The 15,413-nt window shown below is 71.0% G+C and carries 7 protein-coding genes; 4 read left to right on the forward strand and 3 right to left on the reverse strand.

Features of this window, described 5'->3' with window-relative positions; translation table 11 throughout:
* Positions 1-50 precede the first annotated feature (50 nt).
* On the forward strand, positions 51-827 hold the full coding sequence (locus BLR33_RS28240) for a D-Ala-D-Ala carboxypeptidase family metallohydrolase (RefSeq protein WP_176930556.1): 777 nt from the start codon (positions 51-53) through the stop codon (positions 825-827).
* A 145-nt stretch (positions 828-972) separates the two neighbouring features.
* Complete coding sequence (locus BLR33_RS28245; protein WP_218136715.1) at positions 973-2,643, forward strand: esterase-like activity of phytase family protein; 1,671 nt, start codon at positions 973-975, stop codon at positions 2,641-2,643.
* A gap of 8 nt (positions 2,644-2,651) precedes the next feature.
* Here the strand turns inward: BLR33_RS28245 and BLR33_RS28250 are convergent, their stop codons facing one another.
* On the reverse strand, positions 2,652-6,032 hold the full coding sequence (locus tag BLR33_RS28250; protein ID WP_143031778.1) for a family 78 glycoside hydrolase catalytic domain: 3,381 nt from the start codon (positions 6,030-6,032) through the stop codon (positions 2,652-2,654).
* 548 nt (positions 6,033-6,580) lie between these two features.
* Here BLR33_RS28250 and BLR33_RS28255 point away from each other — a divergent pair.
* On the forward strand, positions 6,581-9,154 hold the full coding sequence (locus BLR33_RS28255; RefSeq protein WP_093787464.1) for a CBM35 domain-containing protein: 2,574 nt from the start codon (positions 6,581-6,583) through the stop codon (positions 9,152-9,154).
* 179 nt (positions 9,155-9,333) lie between these two features.
* On the opposite strand, the gene asnB is transcribed toward BLR33_RS28255, so the two are convergent.
* Entirely contained in the window at positions 9,334-11,175 is a 1,842-nt protein-coding gene (asnB, locus tag BLR33_RS28260; protein WP_093787465.1) for an asparagine synthase (glutamine-hydrolyzing), read from the reverse strand.
* A gap of 493 nt (positions 11,176-11,668) precedes the next feature.
* Here asnB and BLR33_RS28265 point away from each other — a divergent pair, with 493 nt between their 5' ends.
* On the forward strand, positions 11,669-14,476 hold the full coding sequence (locus BLR33_RS28265) for a P-loop NTPase fold protein (RefSeq protein WP_093787466.1): 2,808 nt from the start codon (positions 11,669-11,671) through the stop codon (positions 14,474-14,476).
* A 34-nt stretch (positions 14,477-14,510) separates the two neighbouring features.
* Here the strand turns inward: BLR33_RS28265 and BLR33_RS28270 are convergent, their stop codons facing one another.
* A complete protein-coding gene (locus BLR33_RS28270) occupies positions 14,511-15,338 on the reverse strand; it encodes a vWA domain-containing protein (RefSeq protein WP_093787467.1) in 828 nt (275 codons plus the stop codon).
* Between the last annotated feature and the right edge of the window lie 75 nt (positions 15,339-15,413).

Here is a 15,413-nt window from a genome sequence, read left to right on the forward strand (position 1 = left end):
CGGCCGCGCCGCGGCTGGCATGGACCTGATGAGTCACGGAAGGACCACCGATGGCTGCACCCTCCGCGTCCCCCGCACCGTCCTCCTCCGCTTTCCCCCTGGGCCGCCGCACCCTGCTGCGCGGAGCGCTCGCCGTCGGGGCCGGTGCCGCGGTGGGGCCGGTGCTGCTGTCCGGCACGGCCTCCGCGTACGGCTGGTCGCGCACCCTGCAGCAGGGGGCGACCGGCGCGGACGTCACCGAGCTGCAGATCCGGGTCGCCGGCTGGGCGACGAGCACCGCCGGGCACACCCGGGTGGCCATCGACGGGGACTTCGGGCCCGGCACCGCCACCGCGGTCCGGCTCTTCCAGGGCGCCTACGGGCTCGGGGTGGACGGGATCGTCGGCCCGGCGACCCAGGCGCAGCTCAACGCCCTTGAGCAGTCGGACGGTTCGACCGCGCACTTCGACTGGAGCGAGTTCACCGACCGGGTGAGCGGCACCTTCGACGGCGGCAAGGTCAGCGCGTCGGCCGCCAAGGAGAACGTGCGGCGGCTGATGTACAAGCTCGAAGCGCTCCGCAAGAAGCTCGGCAACACCCCGATCACCGTCAACTCCGGCTTCCGCAGCATCGCGCACAACGCGTCGGTCGGCGGCGCGAGCGACAGCATGCACCTGTACGGCACGGCCGCGGACCTCGACGTCCCCGGCGTGGCCAACAAGACCGTCTACCAGAAGTCCGAGACCTGCGGCTTCTCCGGCCTGGAGACCTACACCGAGGACCACCAGCACGTGGACAGCCGGGCGGACCTGGGCCGCGCCTGGTGGTGGGAGGACGGCACGATCTAGCGGCCGGTATCACCGGTCCCGGCAACCACACGGCTACCACGGCGGGCGGCCCGCGTCGAGGAGAATCCAGGTTCCGAGGGGTTCGCGGTCGAGGGTTCACCGGGGCGCATCCCGCCGTTCACCACGGGCCGCCAAGTTCTCGGGTGTGACTGAGAGACGATTCCCCCGCAAGCGTGCCCGCGTCGCCGTGGCGATCGGCGCCGCCGTCGCCATGGCCGGGGCGGCCACCGCCACGGCCCAGGCGCACGGCTGGCTGTCGGCCCCCTCGCACGACTTCCGCGCGAACGCCGACACCTTCTCCGGCCGCGGCACCGTGACCGGCAACGTCCTGCGCAACGACGCCGGCGCGACCGCGGTCGTGCGGCACACCGCCCCCGGGCACGGCAGCGTGGCGGTGAACGCGGACGGCACGTTCACCTACACCCCGAGTGCCGGCTTCAAGGGCACCGACACCTTCACCTACACCGCGACCGACGCGGTGCAGCTGTACCAGGACACCCAGGCGAACGGCGCGCCGCTGCCGCCGCTGGCACAGGTCGCCGGGCCGAACGGCACCACCACCCGGATCTCCGGCGAGGGCTACGGCTCCGCGCTCGCCGCGGTGCCCGGCAAGGCCGGCTCCTTCTACGGCCTGACCGACCGCGGCCCCAACGCGGACGCCCCCGACGGCAACAAGTCCGAGATGGTGCCGGACTTCACGCCCCAGATCGGCGAGTTCAAACTGGTGGGCGGCAAGGCCGAGCTGGTCAGGAAGGTCACCCTCAAAGGCCCGAAGCGGCTGGGCGGCGTGCCGTACAGCGGCCGCCCGCCGCACGACACCAGCGAGGTCATCGACGACGTCGCCGCGACGAACGCCAACGGCGGCACGCCCGTCCCCATCGCCGAGGACCCCTACGGCTACGACTCCGAGGGCCTGGTCGCGCTGCCCGACGGCACGTTCTGGGTCTCCGACGAATACGGCCCGTACCTCACGCACTTCGACGCGAACGGCTACGAGCTGGGCCGGCTCACCCCGTACCGGAACAGCCCGGACAACGCGTACCACACGATCCTGGGGTACCTGCCGGCGGAGTTCGCCGACCGGCTGAAGAACAAGGGCATGGAGGGCCTGACGGTCACGCCGGACGGCTCCACGCTGGTGGGTCTCATGCAGTCCGCGCTCCAGCAGCCCGACCTCGGGCCGAAGGCGAGCAACGTCGCGCCGACCCGCATCCTCACGATCGACCTGCACACGCTGAAGACCAAGCAGTACCTCTACCTGCTGGACGACCCCGACGACACGGGCGACGCCAACAGCGAGATCACCGCGCTGTCCGACACCAAGTTCCTGGTGGACGAGCGCGACGGCAACTTCGAGCCCTTCGCCAAGAAGACGCTCTACGAGGTGGACACCAACGGCGCCACCGACGTCAGCAACCTGACGATCGGCGGCAAGACGCCCGAGGCGCTGGTCGGCAAGGACGGCACCGACGACGCGCTGGCCGCGCTCACCGCCGCCGGCGTGAACGTCGCCCAGAAGCAGCCGTACCTCGACCTCGGCACGCTGGTCAGCCAACTCGACCCGACCGGCGGCTTCTTCGCGCACGACAAGGTCGAGGGCGTGGCCACCACGGACGCCGGGAAGACGCTGTACCTGTCGAACGACGACGACTTCGGCATCGACACCATCTCCGTGGACCCCGACGGCACCTGGACCGTCCACCAGAAGACGCTGCCGTCCACCGGGCAGACCGACAACGGCGAGATCCTGAAGGTCGACACCACCAGGCTCCCCGCGGTGCTGAAGACCGTCACGGTCACCGTGCACGTCGGCTGACGCGGGCGTCACCGCCCGTCCGGGCCCGTCCGCTTCTGCGGGCGGGCCCGAGGCACGGGTGCGGGCCGGTAGCCGCCGGGGCAGATGCCGGTCAGCCGCGGGTCGCCGTAGGCGGAGGTGCCCGGGTCGGTGGTGAAGACGTGGCAGCCGGGCGGGACGCCGTCCACCCGCAGGTAGCCGTTGTCGTACGTGGCGGCGACCGTCCGGCCGTCCATGTACACGGAGGTGGTGCCCGCGGTGCCGCCCGGCAGGCGGACGTCGGCGGCGGTGTTCGGCGGCACCTCCACCGAGGTGTCCACCCGGCTGCCGGCGGTGTCGAAGGCGACCCCGATGCCGCCCTTGTTCGTGGGCACGGTCACGTGCGCCCAACTCACCCCGGACGGCTGCGGTTTGACGTCGAAGGTGGCGTAGCCGGGGGTGATGGGCCGGATGCCGAACATGTCCTGCGGGATGTCGAAGGCGGGTGAGGCCGCCCACGAGTGGGAGTAGGTGGTGTTGGGCTTCAGGGACAGGTCCCACGCCTCCATGGTGGCCCCGGCGCCGGCCCGGATCATGTTCAGCCAGCTGTCGGTGCCGGTGGAGGTGAGCAAGGCGTGCGCCAGGTCCGGCCGGTCGCCGGCGTAGAGGGCCTGGATCATGAAGGCCGCGCAGTAGACGCTGCACGCCATGCCGCGGCTGCCGAGGTAGGCGGCGGCCTGTGACGCCTGCCGGTCGTCGGTGAGGCCGAAGGCGGTGGCGAACACGCTGGCCTGCACGGCGTAGTGGGAGATCGGGGCGCCGCTGTCGTCGAGGCCGTCGCGGTAGGCGCCCTTGGCCGGGTCCCACATCTTCGCGTTCACGGCGGACCTGATGGTCTGCGCCCGGGCGGTGTCGGCGGCGGCGTCCTGGGTGCGGCCGAGCGCGGTGGCGATGTCGGCCATGTCGCGGTAGGCGGCGTAACCGATCGCGTTGATCACGGTGTTGTAGGAGCTGAACACGTAGCCGTCCCGCTCGGAGGCGGGCCAGTCCACGAGGTCGCAGTCGGTGGCGCAGGTCCCGCCGGTGTCGCCGGTGGTCTTGTGGATCAGCCCGCTCACGGGGTCGAACCACTCGTCGGGCAGCTTGCCCCGCAGCGCGGTGTAGGCGGCGGTCAGCGCGGTGGTGTCGCCGGTCGCCTCGTAGCTGTCGTGCATGGCGAGGATCAGGTACATCGGCCACTCGGTGGGCCAGGTGCGGTTCGGCAGAAGGAAGTTCAGGGAGTAATTGCCGAGGGCGGCGTCGCCCCCGGTGTAGAGGTCGGACATCAACTGCAGGTAGGAGTCGGCCTCGTAGACACCGCGCTCGCGTTCCCAGGAGTCGACGTAGAGGTCCTGGTTCGCGGTCTCCACGGTGTTGCGGGACAGCGCCCACACCTGGTCGAGCGAGCTGTCGGAGGAGACGAAGGTGCCGGCGGACTCGTCGAAGGGGTAGAGGTACGCCTCCGCGGTGAGGTCGGCTGCGGTCAGGCCGGTGGGGGCGCCGGTGATCTGCACGTAGCGGAAGACCCGCAGGCCCCAGGTCTCCAGGTGCTGACTGCCCGCCCGCAGCGTCCACTTGTCCTCGTAGGTGTTGCCGGCCGAGGTCTGGTAGCGGACGGTGTCGGTGCCGGAGGGCACCTCGCCGTAGCGGATGTCGAGCACCTGGCCCGCGGTGCCGGTGAGGTCGAGCGAGAGGCCGCCGATCCAGGTGCGGCCGTAGTCGACGTAGTAGTCGCCGGGCGCGTACTCCACCGCGGAGACCGGGGTCTTCGTCTGCTGCCCCACCTTCGCGGTCGGGGTCGGCTCCAGGTCGGAGAAGGCGGACTTGACGACGGGCGCGAGCCAGGAGGAGGTGTCGAAGCCCGGGGCCGCGAATCCGGTGGGGTAGGCGCGGGCGTCGAAGTCCTCGACGGGGGCGGTGTAGAAACCGGTGCCGATGCTGCCGGCGCTCGGCAGCACATCGGCGCCGCTCCTGGCCCGCCAGGCGGGACCGGTGCCGAACGTCTGGGTGCTGCCGTCGGTGTAGCGGACCACGAGGTCCGCCAGGAAGCGCTGGTCGCTGGTGGTGTAGGCCAGGGCGCCGACGGTGTTGGCGGCGCCGGGGCGCAGCAGCGACGTGACGTCGTAACCGTCGTAGCGGGTCTCGCTGCCGATCGGGCGGGTCGGGCCGACGCCCACGAAGTGGTCGTTGACCCACAGCTTGTAGACGAACTGGTGGGTGGGCGCGGTGGAGGCGCCGGTCGCGTACAGGTGCGCCCAGGCGATCTGCCGGCCCGCCGCCAAGGTGGTCTGCCCGCGCAGGAACACCCAGTCCACAGAGCCGAATCCGGTGCCGCAGTTCTGGCTCTTGTCGATGAACAGCGCCTGGTCCACCACGGTGCCGCAGGAGAAGCCGGTCGCTCCCGGGGCACTGAAGTCGTTGCTGTAGAGCACGGTGCCGCCCGAGCCGGTGACGTCGATGTCGTCGAAGGTGGCCTGCTCGCTCATGCCGGTGCGGAAGCCGATGCCGCCGGCCGGGAAGGTGGTGTCGGTGGTGGTGTCCACCAGGGACCAGGAGGTGCCGGTCGCGGGCTTGAGGTAGGTGGTGAACGTCGATCCGGCCGCCACGATCCGGAAGTCGTACACCGTGCCGTCGGCGAGCGCGAAGGGCAGCGGCTCGGCGGCCTTGAGGTTGGAGAAGGTGCCGTTCTTCTGCACCTGGGGGGCAATGGTGTTCTCGCCGTTGCCCTTGAACTGCCACAGGTAGAAGTCGCGGGTGTCGGTCTCGCGGAAGGTCACGCTGGCGTACTTCGCGTCGATCACGAAGGTGCCCTGGAAGGTGTAGTCCTGCCACAGGGCGTCGGGCGCCCAGATGGGGCTCGCGCCCGGCCAACTGCGGCCGGGGCCCGTGCCGAAGGAGGCGGCGGCCGACCAACCGGAGGCGGTGCCGCCGGAGTTCCAGGTACGCACCCGCCACACGTAGCCGGCCGCGGCCTGCAACGCGGGGCCGCGGTAGGCGACATTGCTGCTCGCGGCGGAGGCGACCTCGCCGGAGTCCCAGATGTCGGGGGTGCCGGACAGGGCGGCCGCGGTGGTGGCGACCTGGATCTGGTAGGCGGTCTGCCGGTCCGCGCCGACCTGCCAGCCGAGCAGCGGTGTGCCGCTCGCGTCCACGTCGGCGGGGGCGGTGAGGCCGCCGACGGTCAGGGCGGTGGGGGGCGTGGCGGCGTCGGCGTGCGGGTGGGCGTGCGGGTCGCCGGGCCGCGAGGGGTGGCCGGCGCCGTGCGGGGGGCGGTCCGGGAAGGGCCCGGCGGAGGCCGGGGTTCCGAGCACCAGGCCGACCAGGGCGAGCCACGCGGTCAGCGCGGCGAGCAGGAGCAGCGACCGGCGCGCGGGCGGGCGGGACCGTGCCATCGGAACCTCCGGTGTGAAACGATTCAGCACACGCGGTCGCGCCGACCCCTGGAAAGCGGCGGTGGGACGGCTGACATCGTGCTGGTGCGGACCACGGCTGTCAATGACACTGAAACGCCATACGGTGCCGGGCCCGCCGGGCCTTTCGGGTGCGCCGCTCCTGGATTCACGCGGGGAATTCACGCCGTTCATAGATGTGAACAACGGATCGCGCACTGAACCATTCCGGATCGACGCTAGCTCCGGCCACCCTCAAGGGTCAACCCCACGGCACACCAATGACCCCACGAGGCACCCGCGCTGACATGACGCGGCGTCAGTTCGTTCACGGGAGCGAACATTTACCGTTCGGCAAAAAACTGTGCAGACAAGAAAAGTGCCGTTGGCCTGCGGCTTATTGAGCGGCCCCCCTGTGCGGAACTGTTTCCTTATCTTCGGGTCTTGACCGCAAAAGAAACACGACAGCACACTGTCCGCCATCCACTCCCGTGACGAGCCCCGCGGAGCCGCGCCCCGGCGCCGCCCGCGGCGAGACGAGGAGCACCCCCATGTCCGGATTCAACCGCCGCGACTTCATCAGGGCCACCGGGCTCGGGTCCGCCGCCCTCGCCCTGCCACTGGCGGCCGCGACGCAGGCGGAGGCGCACAGCCCCCGTCACGGCGGACCGCACGGACCCGACGGGCACCCGCACCGGCCGAAGCCCAAGGTGCTCAGCGGGACCGTCAGCACCTCGGGCGCCTGGCAGGTGACCGCGAGCGCGCTGGGCTGGACGTTCAGCGGCTCGGTCGGCGCCGCCGCGGACATCGCCACCGCCTCGGGCTCCGACGCGCTGGGCGCCTACACCGAGACCACGTTCACCTTCAAGTCCGGCGCCCGCAGGGGCGGCATCCGGGTCTACGACGCGGCCTCCGCGGTGATCTTCACCGACACCTACGTCACCGCCGCCGCCAACGCCGACCCGTTCCCCACCTTCACCGGCTACCCGAAGCTGCCCCACCGGCTCAGCCACGCCGACTGCTTCGGCCGCTTCCAGTTCAACACCTTCGCCGGCGCCTCGGACAGCCCGTGGATCTTCTTCGACGACGCCGGCGCCGCCTTCATCGTCTCGGCGGCCGACCACTTCCAGGAGGCGCAGACGACACAGGACGCGAGCGGCGCCATCGCGGCCGGCGTGCTCGGCTCGGTCGGCACGCTGCCGGCCGGCTACACCCGCCGGACGATCCTGACCACCAAGGACGGGATCGGCGCCGCCCACCGCTCCTGGGGCACCGCCCTCACCCGCCTCGCGGGCAAGCCGCTGCCCGCCAACGACGCGGGCGTGGTGCTGAACACGCTGGGCTACTGGACCGACAACGGCGCCGACTACTACTACGCCTACGACCAGTCCAAGGGCTACACCGGCACCCTGCTGGCCGTCCGCGACGAGTGGGCCGCGCACAAGCTCCCGATGGGCTACATGCAGCTCGACAGCTGGTGGTATCCCAAGGGCCCGAACGCCGACTGGACCGACAACCCGGACGGCACCTACCTGTACCAGGCGGACCGGACGCTCTTCCCGAACGGACTGGCTGCCTTCCGCTCGCAGTTGGGGATGCCGCTGGTCACCCACGGCCGCTGGATCAACGCGTCCAGCCCGTACCACGGTGAGTACACGTTCTCGAACAACATCATCACCGACCCGGCCTACTGGCAGAGCGTGATGGACTACCTGCGCGACGGCGGGGTCGTCGTCTACGAGCAGGACTGGCTCTGCAACAACGCCAAGCCGGCCGAGAACCTCACCGACGCCGACGAGTTCTTCGACGCCATGGCCCACCACGCCGCGAGCGACGGCCTGGACCTGCAGTACTGCATGGCGCTGCCGCGCGACTACCTGCAGAGCACCCGCTACGCCAACCTGACCACCATCCGGGTCAGCGACGACCGCTTCGACCGGCCCAAGTGGGACATGTTCCTCTACGACTCGCAGCTCGCCAGCGCGCTCGGGATCTGGCCGTGGGTGGACGTCTTCATGAGCGGCGAGACCACCAACCTGCTGCTGGCGAACCTGTCGGCCGGGCCGGTCGGCGTCGGCGACGCGCTGGGGAAGGTGAACGCGGCCAACCTGTTCCAGGTGGCCCGCCCGGACGGCGTCATCGTCAAGCCGGACGTGCCGATCGTCCCCACCGACGCGACCTACGTGGGCGAGGGCGCCGGGCGGATGCCGGCGATGGTGGCGAGCACGAGCGTGGCGCATGTCGGCCTGACCTACCGTTATGTCTTCTCCTACGCACGGCAGTTCGTGCCGCCGCAGCAGCTCTACCAGGCGGAGGACGCGAAGTTGTCAGGGCCGGTGGTGGCCTCGGACAACTCCGGTTACACCGGGCGGGGCTTCGCCGACTACCAGAACGCGAGCGGCGACTACGTCGAGTGGACCGTGCAGGCGCCGGCCGCCGGCACGTACACGCTGCAGTTCCGCTACTCCAACGGCGGCTTCGGCGACCGGCCGCTCGCGATCACCGTCAACGGCGGGGCCGCGCAGACCCTCTCCTTCCCCTCCACCGGCTGGTGGACGTCGTGGAGCGTGGTCGGGGTGACCGCCACGCTCGCCCAGGGCGCCAACACCGTGCGGGCGACGGCCACCGGGGCGAGCGGCGGCGACATCGACTGGCTCGGCGTCACCCAGGGCGCGGTGGCCACCGGCCTGTCGCAGCCCGTCTCCTTCGCGCTGTCCGAGGTGGGCGTGACCGGACGTGCCTACGTCTACGACTACTTCGCCGGCACCGGCGCCCTGGTCGGCGCCGGCGGCGGCGTGAACACCACCGTCGGCAGCGGAACTTACTGGGTGGTGGCCCCGGTCGGCGACTCCGGCATCGCGTTCCTCGGCGACGCGGGGAAGTTCGTCGCGCACGGCGACAAGCGGATCGAGCACCTCAGCGACGACGGGAGCGTGCACGTGACGGTCGCCTTCGCCGCGGGCGAGGGGCCGGTGACGCTGCACGGGTACGCGCCCCGCAAGCCGACCGCCACGGCGAGCAACGGGAAGGCGGGAGCGGTGGCGTACGACACCTCCACCAAGCTGTTCTCCCTCCCGGTGACCGCGGGGTCGGACGGGCGGGCGGTGCTCACCATCGCGCCCTGAACCGCGGCGGGTTGCTGCCGCGGGTCGTGCGCCCGGCCCTTTCCCGGGGCCGGGCGCGTCCGGGTTCCCTGCGCCGGGCGCGTCCGGTGTTCGGCCCCGCGTCCTCCGTTCCGCGTGCTGCGTTCTGCCTTCTGCGTTCCTCGTGCCGCGTTTTTCTGCCCGGTTCTCTGCCCGGCGGGTCAGTCGAGGGTGATCGTGGGGCGGTACATGTCGAGCCACAGGGCCAGGTCGAGGGTGCGCTCCATGCCCTTGCGGGCCGCCTGGTCGACGACGGGACCGTCGAATGCGGCGTCCCGCTCGGTCCGTTCGCGGCTCACCAGGTCGAAGACCGGGTGCGAGGGGCGGGCGAGGAGGTCCTTCAGGGCGTTCCGGAGAGCCACGGCGTAGGCGGGGTCCTGGGTGGAGGGGTACGGGCTCTTCACCCGGTCGTAGACCGACTTCGGCAGGACGTCCGCGGTCGCCTCGCGCAGCAGGCTCTTCTCCCGGCCGTCGAAGGACTTCAGCGCCCAGGGCGCGTTGTAGACGTACTCGACCAGCCGGTGGTCGCAGAACGGCACCCGCACCTCCAGGCCGACGGCCATGCTCGCCCGGTCCTTGCGGTCCAGCAGCACCCGCACGAAGCGGGTCAGGTGCAGGTAGGACATCTCGCGCATGCGGAACTCGAAGTCGCTCTCGCCCTCCAGCCGGCGCACCTCGGCCCGCGCGGTGGCGTAGCTGTCGCGGGTGTAGCCGTCGATGTCGAGCAGCTTGGCGACGTCCGGCAGCAGGACGGACTCGTCGTCGCCGAGCTGCCGGGCGAACTTCACCAGCCAGGGGAAGGTGCCGCCCTTGCGCGCCTCGGGGTCGAAGAACTGCAGGTAGCCGCCGAAGACCTCGTCCGCCGACTCGCCCGACAGGGCCACCGTGGAGTGCTGCCGGATCGCCTTGAAGAGCAGGTAGAGCGAGGCGTCCATGTCGCCCAGCCCCGCCGGCAGGTCGCGGGCGCGGATCACACGGGAGCGCACCTCGGGGTCGGCGAGCTGGTCGGAGTCCAGGACGATGTCCTGGTGGTCGGTGCCGGCCGCCTCGGCGACGTCGTGCACGAACGGGGTGTCGGGGGTGGTGCGCAGTTCGTCGGCGACGAAGTTCTCGGTGCGGCCGGCGAAGTCCACCGCGAAGCTGCGCACCCGCCGGCCCGACTCGGCGAGGTGCCGGGCGGCCAGCGCGGTCATGGCGGAGGAGTCCAGGCCGCCGGAGAGCAGGGTGCACAGGGGGACATCGGCGACGAGCTGGCGGCGGACAGTGTCGTCGAGCAGCTCGCGCACGTGCGCGATGGTGGCCGCGCGGTCGTCGGTGTGCGGCCGGGTCTCCAGCGACCAGTAGACGCGGGTGCGGATGCCGTCGGCGTCCACGGTCACCACGGTGCCGGGCTCGACCTCGCGCATGCCGTGCCAGACGGCGTGGCCGGGCGTCTTGACGAAGGCGAACAGCTCCCGCAGCCCGTCGGCGGTCACGGTCCGGTCGGCGAGCGGGTTGGCGAGGATGGCCTTGGGCTCGGAACCGAAGAGCACGCCGTCGGCGGTCGGGGAGTAGTAGAAGGGCTTGATGCCCATCCGGTCCCGGATCATCACGAGCCGCCGGGTGCGGGTGTCCCAAATGGCGAAGGCGTACATGCCGTTGAGCCGCTCGGCCACCGCGTCGCCCCACTCCAGGTAACCGTGCAGCACCGCCTCGGTGTCGGAGTCGGTGGTGAAGTGGTGCCCGCGGGCGGTCAGTTCGCGGCGCAGCTCGGTGAAGTTGTAGGCCTCGCCGGAGTACACCATGGCGACCTCGCCGCCGGAGGTGCGCACGCTCATCGGCTGCCGACCGCCGGGCAGGTCGATGACGGCGAGCCGGCGGTGGCCGAGGGCGGCGGGCCCGCTCACCCAGGTGCCGCCGGCGTCCGGCCCGCGGCATGCCATCGTCCCGGTCATCGCGTCGAGGGTGTCCTGCTCGCTCCGCAGGTCACGCTGGTAGGAGATCCATCCGGCGATTCCGCACACGTCTCTTCCTCCGTACGCTCGGTTCCGCCCGGCCGCGTGCCCCCGGCGGCGAAACGCGCGCGTTACGCGGATTCGCGTGTAGGGGGCATCTACAAGTGAGGGTGATCCGCGCGGACGAGATCGTCAACGGGCAGCGGCTTCCCGAACATGTGCAAGGGCCAACTTTCGGACACACGCCTCTGACCTGTCATTTCTCGCCTTCCTATGAAGATCCGCAATCACCTCCCCGAGGAGCCCCCGCGCCTCCCACCGGGCCTGCCGAGGACCGCCGGACAGCCCCTCCGCCCAGCTCGCGGCACCCAGGAGCCCGCAACTCCGTATACAACCGGTGCGCCCCAACGGTCCCACCCACCACAACAGACCCACCCCGCCGAACGGCCGAAACCTCGCGGGCGCCCTTCCGAGGCGGCGCTAAGGTCCGGGGTCTGCACCTGCCCGGTGCGGCGGAGAGCTCAGGTGTTGCGGCACCGACGTTGACGACAGGAGATACGGCATGACCGAGTCGCGCGATTTCGGGGCGGGTGGGCACTCGGGATTACCGGGACGCATGTCGGTCGCGGTGACGGGGGAACCCTGGCTGTTGGACATCGACGCGATCGTGGTGTCCGTGGGCGAGAGTTTCGGCCTTCTCGCGGCAACCGTCGCCGACCACTTCCCTGAGGCGCCCTTCCGGTCGGTGCCACTCTCGGAGGTGGTGCCGACGCGGCCAGGAACCGTCCGGCTGACCGAGTCCGGAGGGCAGGCGCCAGCGGGTCCGTGGCTCGCCGTCCTGGCCACGCCGCACGAGGCAGGGACCGGTGCACTGACGATCGGCTCCATCACTTCGGCCGCCGAGAGCGCGATCGCAACAGCGGCCGAAGCCGGCGCGCATGCGGTCGGACTGCCGCTGTTCGCGACAGGTGCCCTCGGGCTGGACAGGAAACTGGTCGCGGCAGTGGAGGTGCCCGCGGCTCTGGCGGCCGCACGCCGGCACGGGACGCACGTCGTCTTCTTCGGCTACAGCGAGTCGGATGCTTCAGCCGTGGAGGCCGCAGCGGCCGGCGAGCTGCCGGCGCCGGATTCGCAGCGGCTCGATGGGCGGAGGGTCCCACCGGCCGACCTCCTGGGTGGCGTGTCCGCCGACTGGGTCGACCCGAACGGCGGGATCCCCTTGAACCGCGACCGGCTCGGCCTGGCGCCGTACGTGTCCATGGTCGCCGCCGTCGTGAGCGACCGTGGGACGCCAACGCCCTTGTCTGTGGGGATCTTCGGCGAATGGGGGTCGGGAAAGAGCTACTTCATGGCAATGCTGCGCAGCCGGATCGCGGAGCTGGCGGCGTCGGGCCATCCGGGGTACTGCACGGAGATCGCCCAGATCGGCTTCAACGCCTGGCACTACGCGGATACCAACATCTGGGCAAGTCTGGGCGACGAGATCTTCCGCCAACTGGCAGGTCCCGAGGCCAGCCCGGAGGACCAGCGGCGGGACCTGCGCGACCGTCTTGCCGTACGGCTCGACCAGCGCCGTGAGTTGGACGCCCTCACCCGGCAGGCCCGCGTGACCGTCGCCCACCTGCAGGAGGCCGTGGACGCAGCAGGGGCGGACAGGGATGTCGGAATCCGCGAGTTGGTCCGCTCGCTCGCGGAGTCCCCGCAGTTCGCCGAGCGCGTGGGCGCCGTGTGGCGCAGGTTGGGCGTCAAGGACGACGTGGACCAGGCCAGAATCCTCGCGGACCAGTTGCACGGCACGGTCTCGGATGCGCAGGCGCTCCGTGGCCTGACGCGCGAACGTCATGGCAGGGCCGCGCTCGGGGTGGCCGTGCTGGCCCTCTTGGCCATGATCACCGCTATGGCATTTGCTCCCGCCTCACCCGAGGTGCTCGTTTCCGGCGGAGGTGTCTTCGTCACCTGCACAGCGTTCGGACTCGCCGCTGTCGCGCGTGCCCGTTCGGGGCTCCGGGCGCTACGCGGGCTAGCGGAAGACCTGAGGGCGGACCTGCACCGCATCCGCCGGGCCGACACGAAGAGCGCGGTGGCCCGTGCCTTGGACGATCTCCGCCAGGCCGAGGCCGACCAGCGCGTTGCCGAGGCCCAACTGAACGACGCCGTATCCCACATCGGGGCCCTGGGCCGCCAACTGACCGAGCTGAGCCCAGGGCGCAGGCTCTACAGCTTCTTGAGCGCGCGGGCCGGGGGCGACTCCTACAAGGGAAACCTCGGTCTGATTTCCGTGCTGCGGAAGGACCTTGAGCAGTTGGTCGCGCTGATGAGAGATTGGCGGGCGCACCCGGAACAGGCCGAGCCCTCCTATCGGCCGATCGATCGCATCGTCCTCTACATCGACGACCTCGATCGGTGCAGCCCGAGGCAAGTGGTCGAGGTACTGCAGGCCGTGCACCTCCTGCTGGCCCTGGACCTGTTCGTGGTCGTCCTCGGTGTGGACCCGCGCTGGCTGGTGCGGGCGCTGGCCAGCCACTACGTCGGCATGCTGGACACACAGGACGGCGACCCGGCGGATCGATCGCGGGTGCTGCCCGAGGACTACCTGGAGAAGATCATCAACATCCCTCTCCTCCTTCCTGGCCTGCCTGCCGGAAGCCTGCGTCCACTGCTGTCCTCACTGGCCGCGCCCGCTGAGGCAGCCGAGCCGATCGCGCCCGTCAACAACGCGTCCGCCGATTCGGCGCGCGGCGTCGAGGACGCATCGACATACACCGCCCTCACGGTCGAGACCGGCTCCGAGGCTGACCTTCCGCGAGGTCCACGGCCCGCGGCACCAAGCCTCAGACCCCTGACGAAGCCGGAACTGGACCTGCTGGCAAGCCTGAACCCGCTGATCGGCACTCCTCGGAAGGCAAAGAGACTGCTCAACCTCTACCGCATGCTGAGGTCCACCCGGGACCTGTCCGGCGCCTCCCGCTTCCTCGGGGAGGACGGCGAACCGGGCGACTACCAGGCAGTCGTCCTATTGCTCGGACTGATCACAGCGCAGCCGAGGCTCCTGCAGCAGATGCTGGACACGCCGCCCGATCCGGTGCACGACATCGCAGGCGGTCTGATGTCCAGACCGCCGGAGACGCCGTGGCCCGATTTCGTCGCCGACCTGGAAGTCCGCGGCCAGGGCAACCGCGTGGTCGGTAGCCTGCAGCCGGAGAGCGTACCGAAATGGTCACGCGTGCACAGCACGCTGCTGCGGCTGTCGCCCGAAGTGACGCTGCCCGACCTGGCCGCGCTTCAGCTGTGGGTGCCCAGAATCCGGCGCTTCTCCTATGTGCTCGGCTGGGCGGAGGGCCCGCACAGGGACGAGGACCGGCGCGCCTGAGGTGCGAACCTCACCCGGCTCTGCCCAAGGCCACTCAGGCGGCGGGGAGGATGCCGGCGGTGCGGGCGGAGTCGAGCCAGTGGGGGAACTCGGCGAGGAGGGCGTCGTAGAGGGCGCTGTCGGTCAGGGAGCGGGGGGACGGGCCCGCGGCGAAGAAGCCCGCGTTGTCGACCGGACGGCGGGCCGGGACGGGGAGGTCGTCCAGCTTGCGCAGGAAGCGGAACTCGTCGTCGCCGAAGCCGACGAACTGCCAGAAGAGGGGGAGGCGGGCCGCGGTGCACAGGACGTGCTCGGCGGCGGCGCGGGAGGTCGGCGAGCCGTCGGTCTGGAAGACGACGAAGGCCGGGTCGGTGGCGCCGCACGCCTGGTAGTGGTCGATGACCGCCTGCATGGCCAGGTGGTAGTTGGTGCGGCCCATGTGGCCCATCGACTCGTGCAGCGGGTTGACGCGGTCGCGGTAGTCGTCCAGGCCGATCTCGGCGATGCCGTCGACCTCGGTGGAGAAGAAGACGACGGGCACGACACCGTCGTCGTCCAGGTTGGCCGCCAGCGCCAGGGTCTGCTCGGCCAAGTGCTGGACGGAGCCGTCCCGGTAGAAGGGCCGCATGCTGCCGGAGCGGTCCAGGACGAGGTAGACGGCCGCGCGGCTGCCCACGACACGGTGCTTGGCCAGCGAGACGGCGGCGCTCTTGTACAGGCTGACCAGGCCGGGGGCGCGGGTGGCGACCTTCTCCAGGCTGATGGCCCCGCCGGTGGCGGGGGTGGTCGCGGCGCTGTCGGCCCTGTTCCCCGTTGCGGCCGGAGCGGGCGCCTTGGGGCGCTTGCGGTAGTCGATGAGGCGCTTGCGGTAGTCGATGGCCATAAGGCGTGACTATCGGGCAACATGCCTGGCCGCGCGGGCCTTCGGCCGAGGAAGTGATCAGGGGTTCCGCGGGGG

Origin of the sequence: Actinacidiphila guanduensis, assembly GCF_900103985.1 — a bacterium.
GTDB lineage: Bacteria > Actinomycetota > Actinomycetes > Streptomycetales > Streptomycetaceae > Actinacidiphila > Actinacidiphila guanduensis.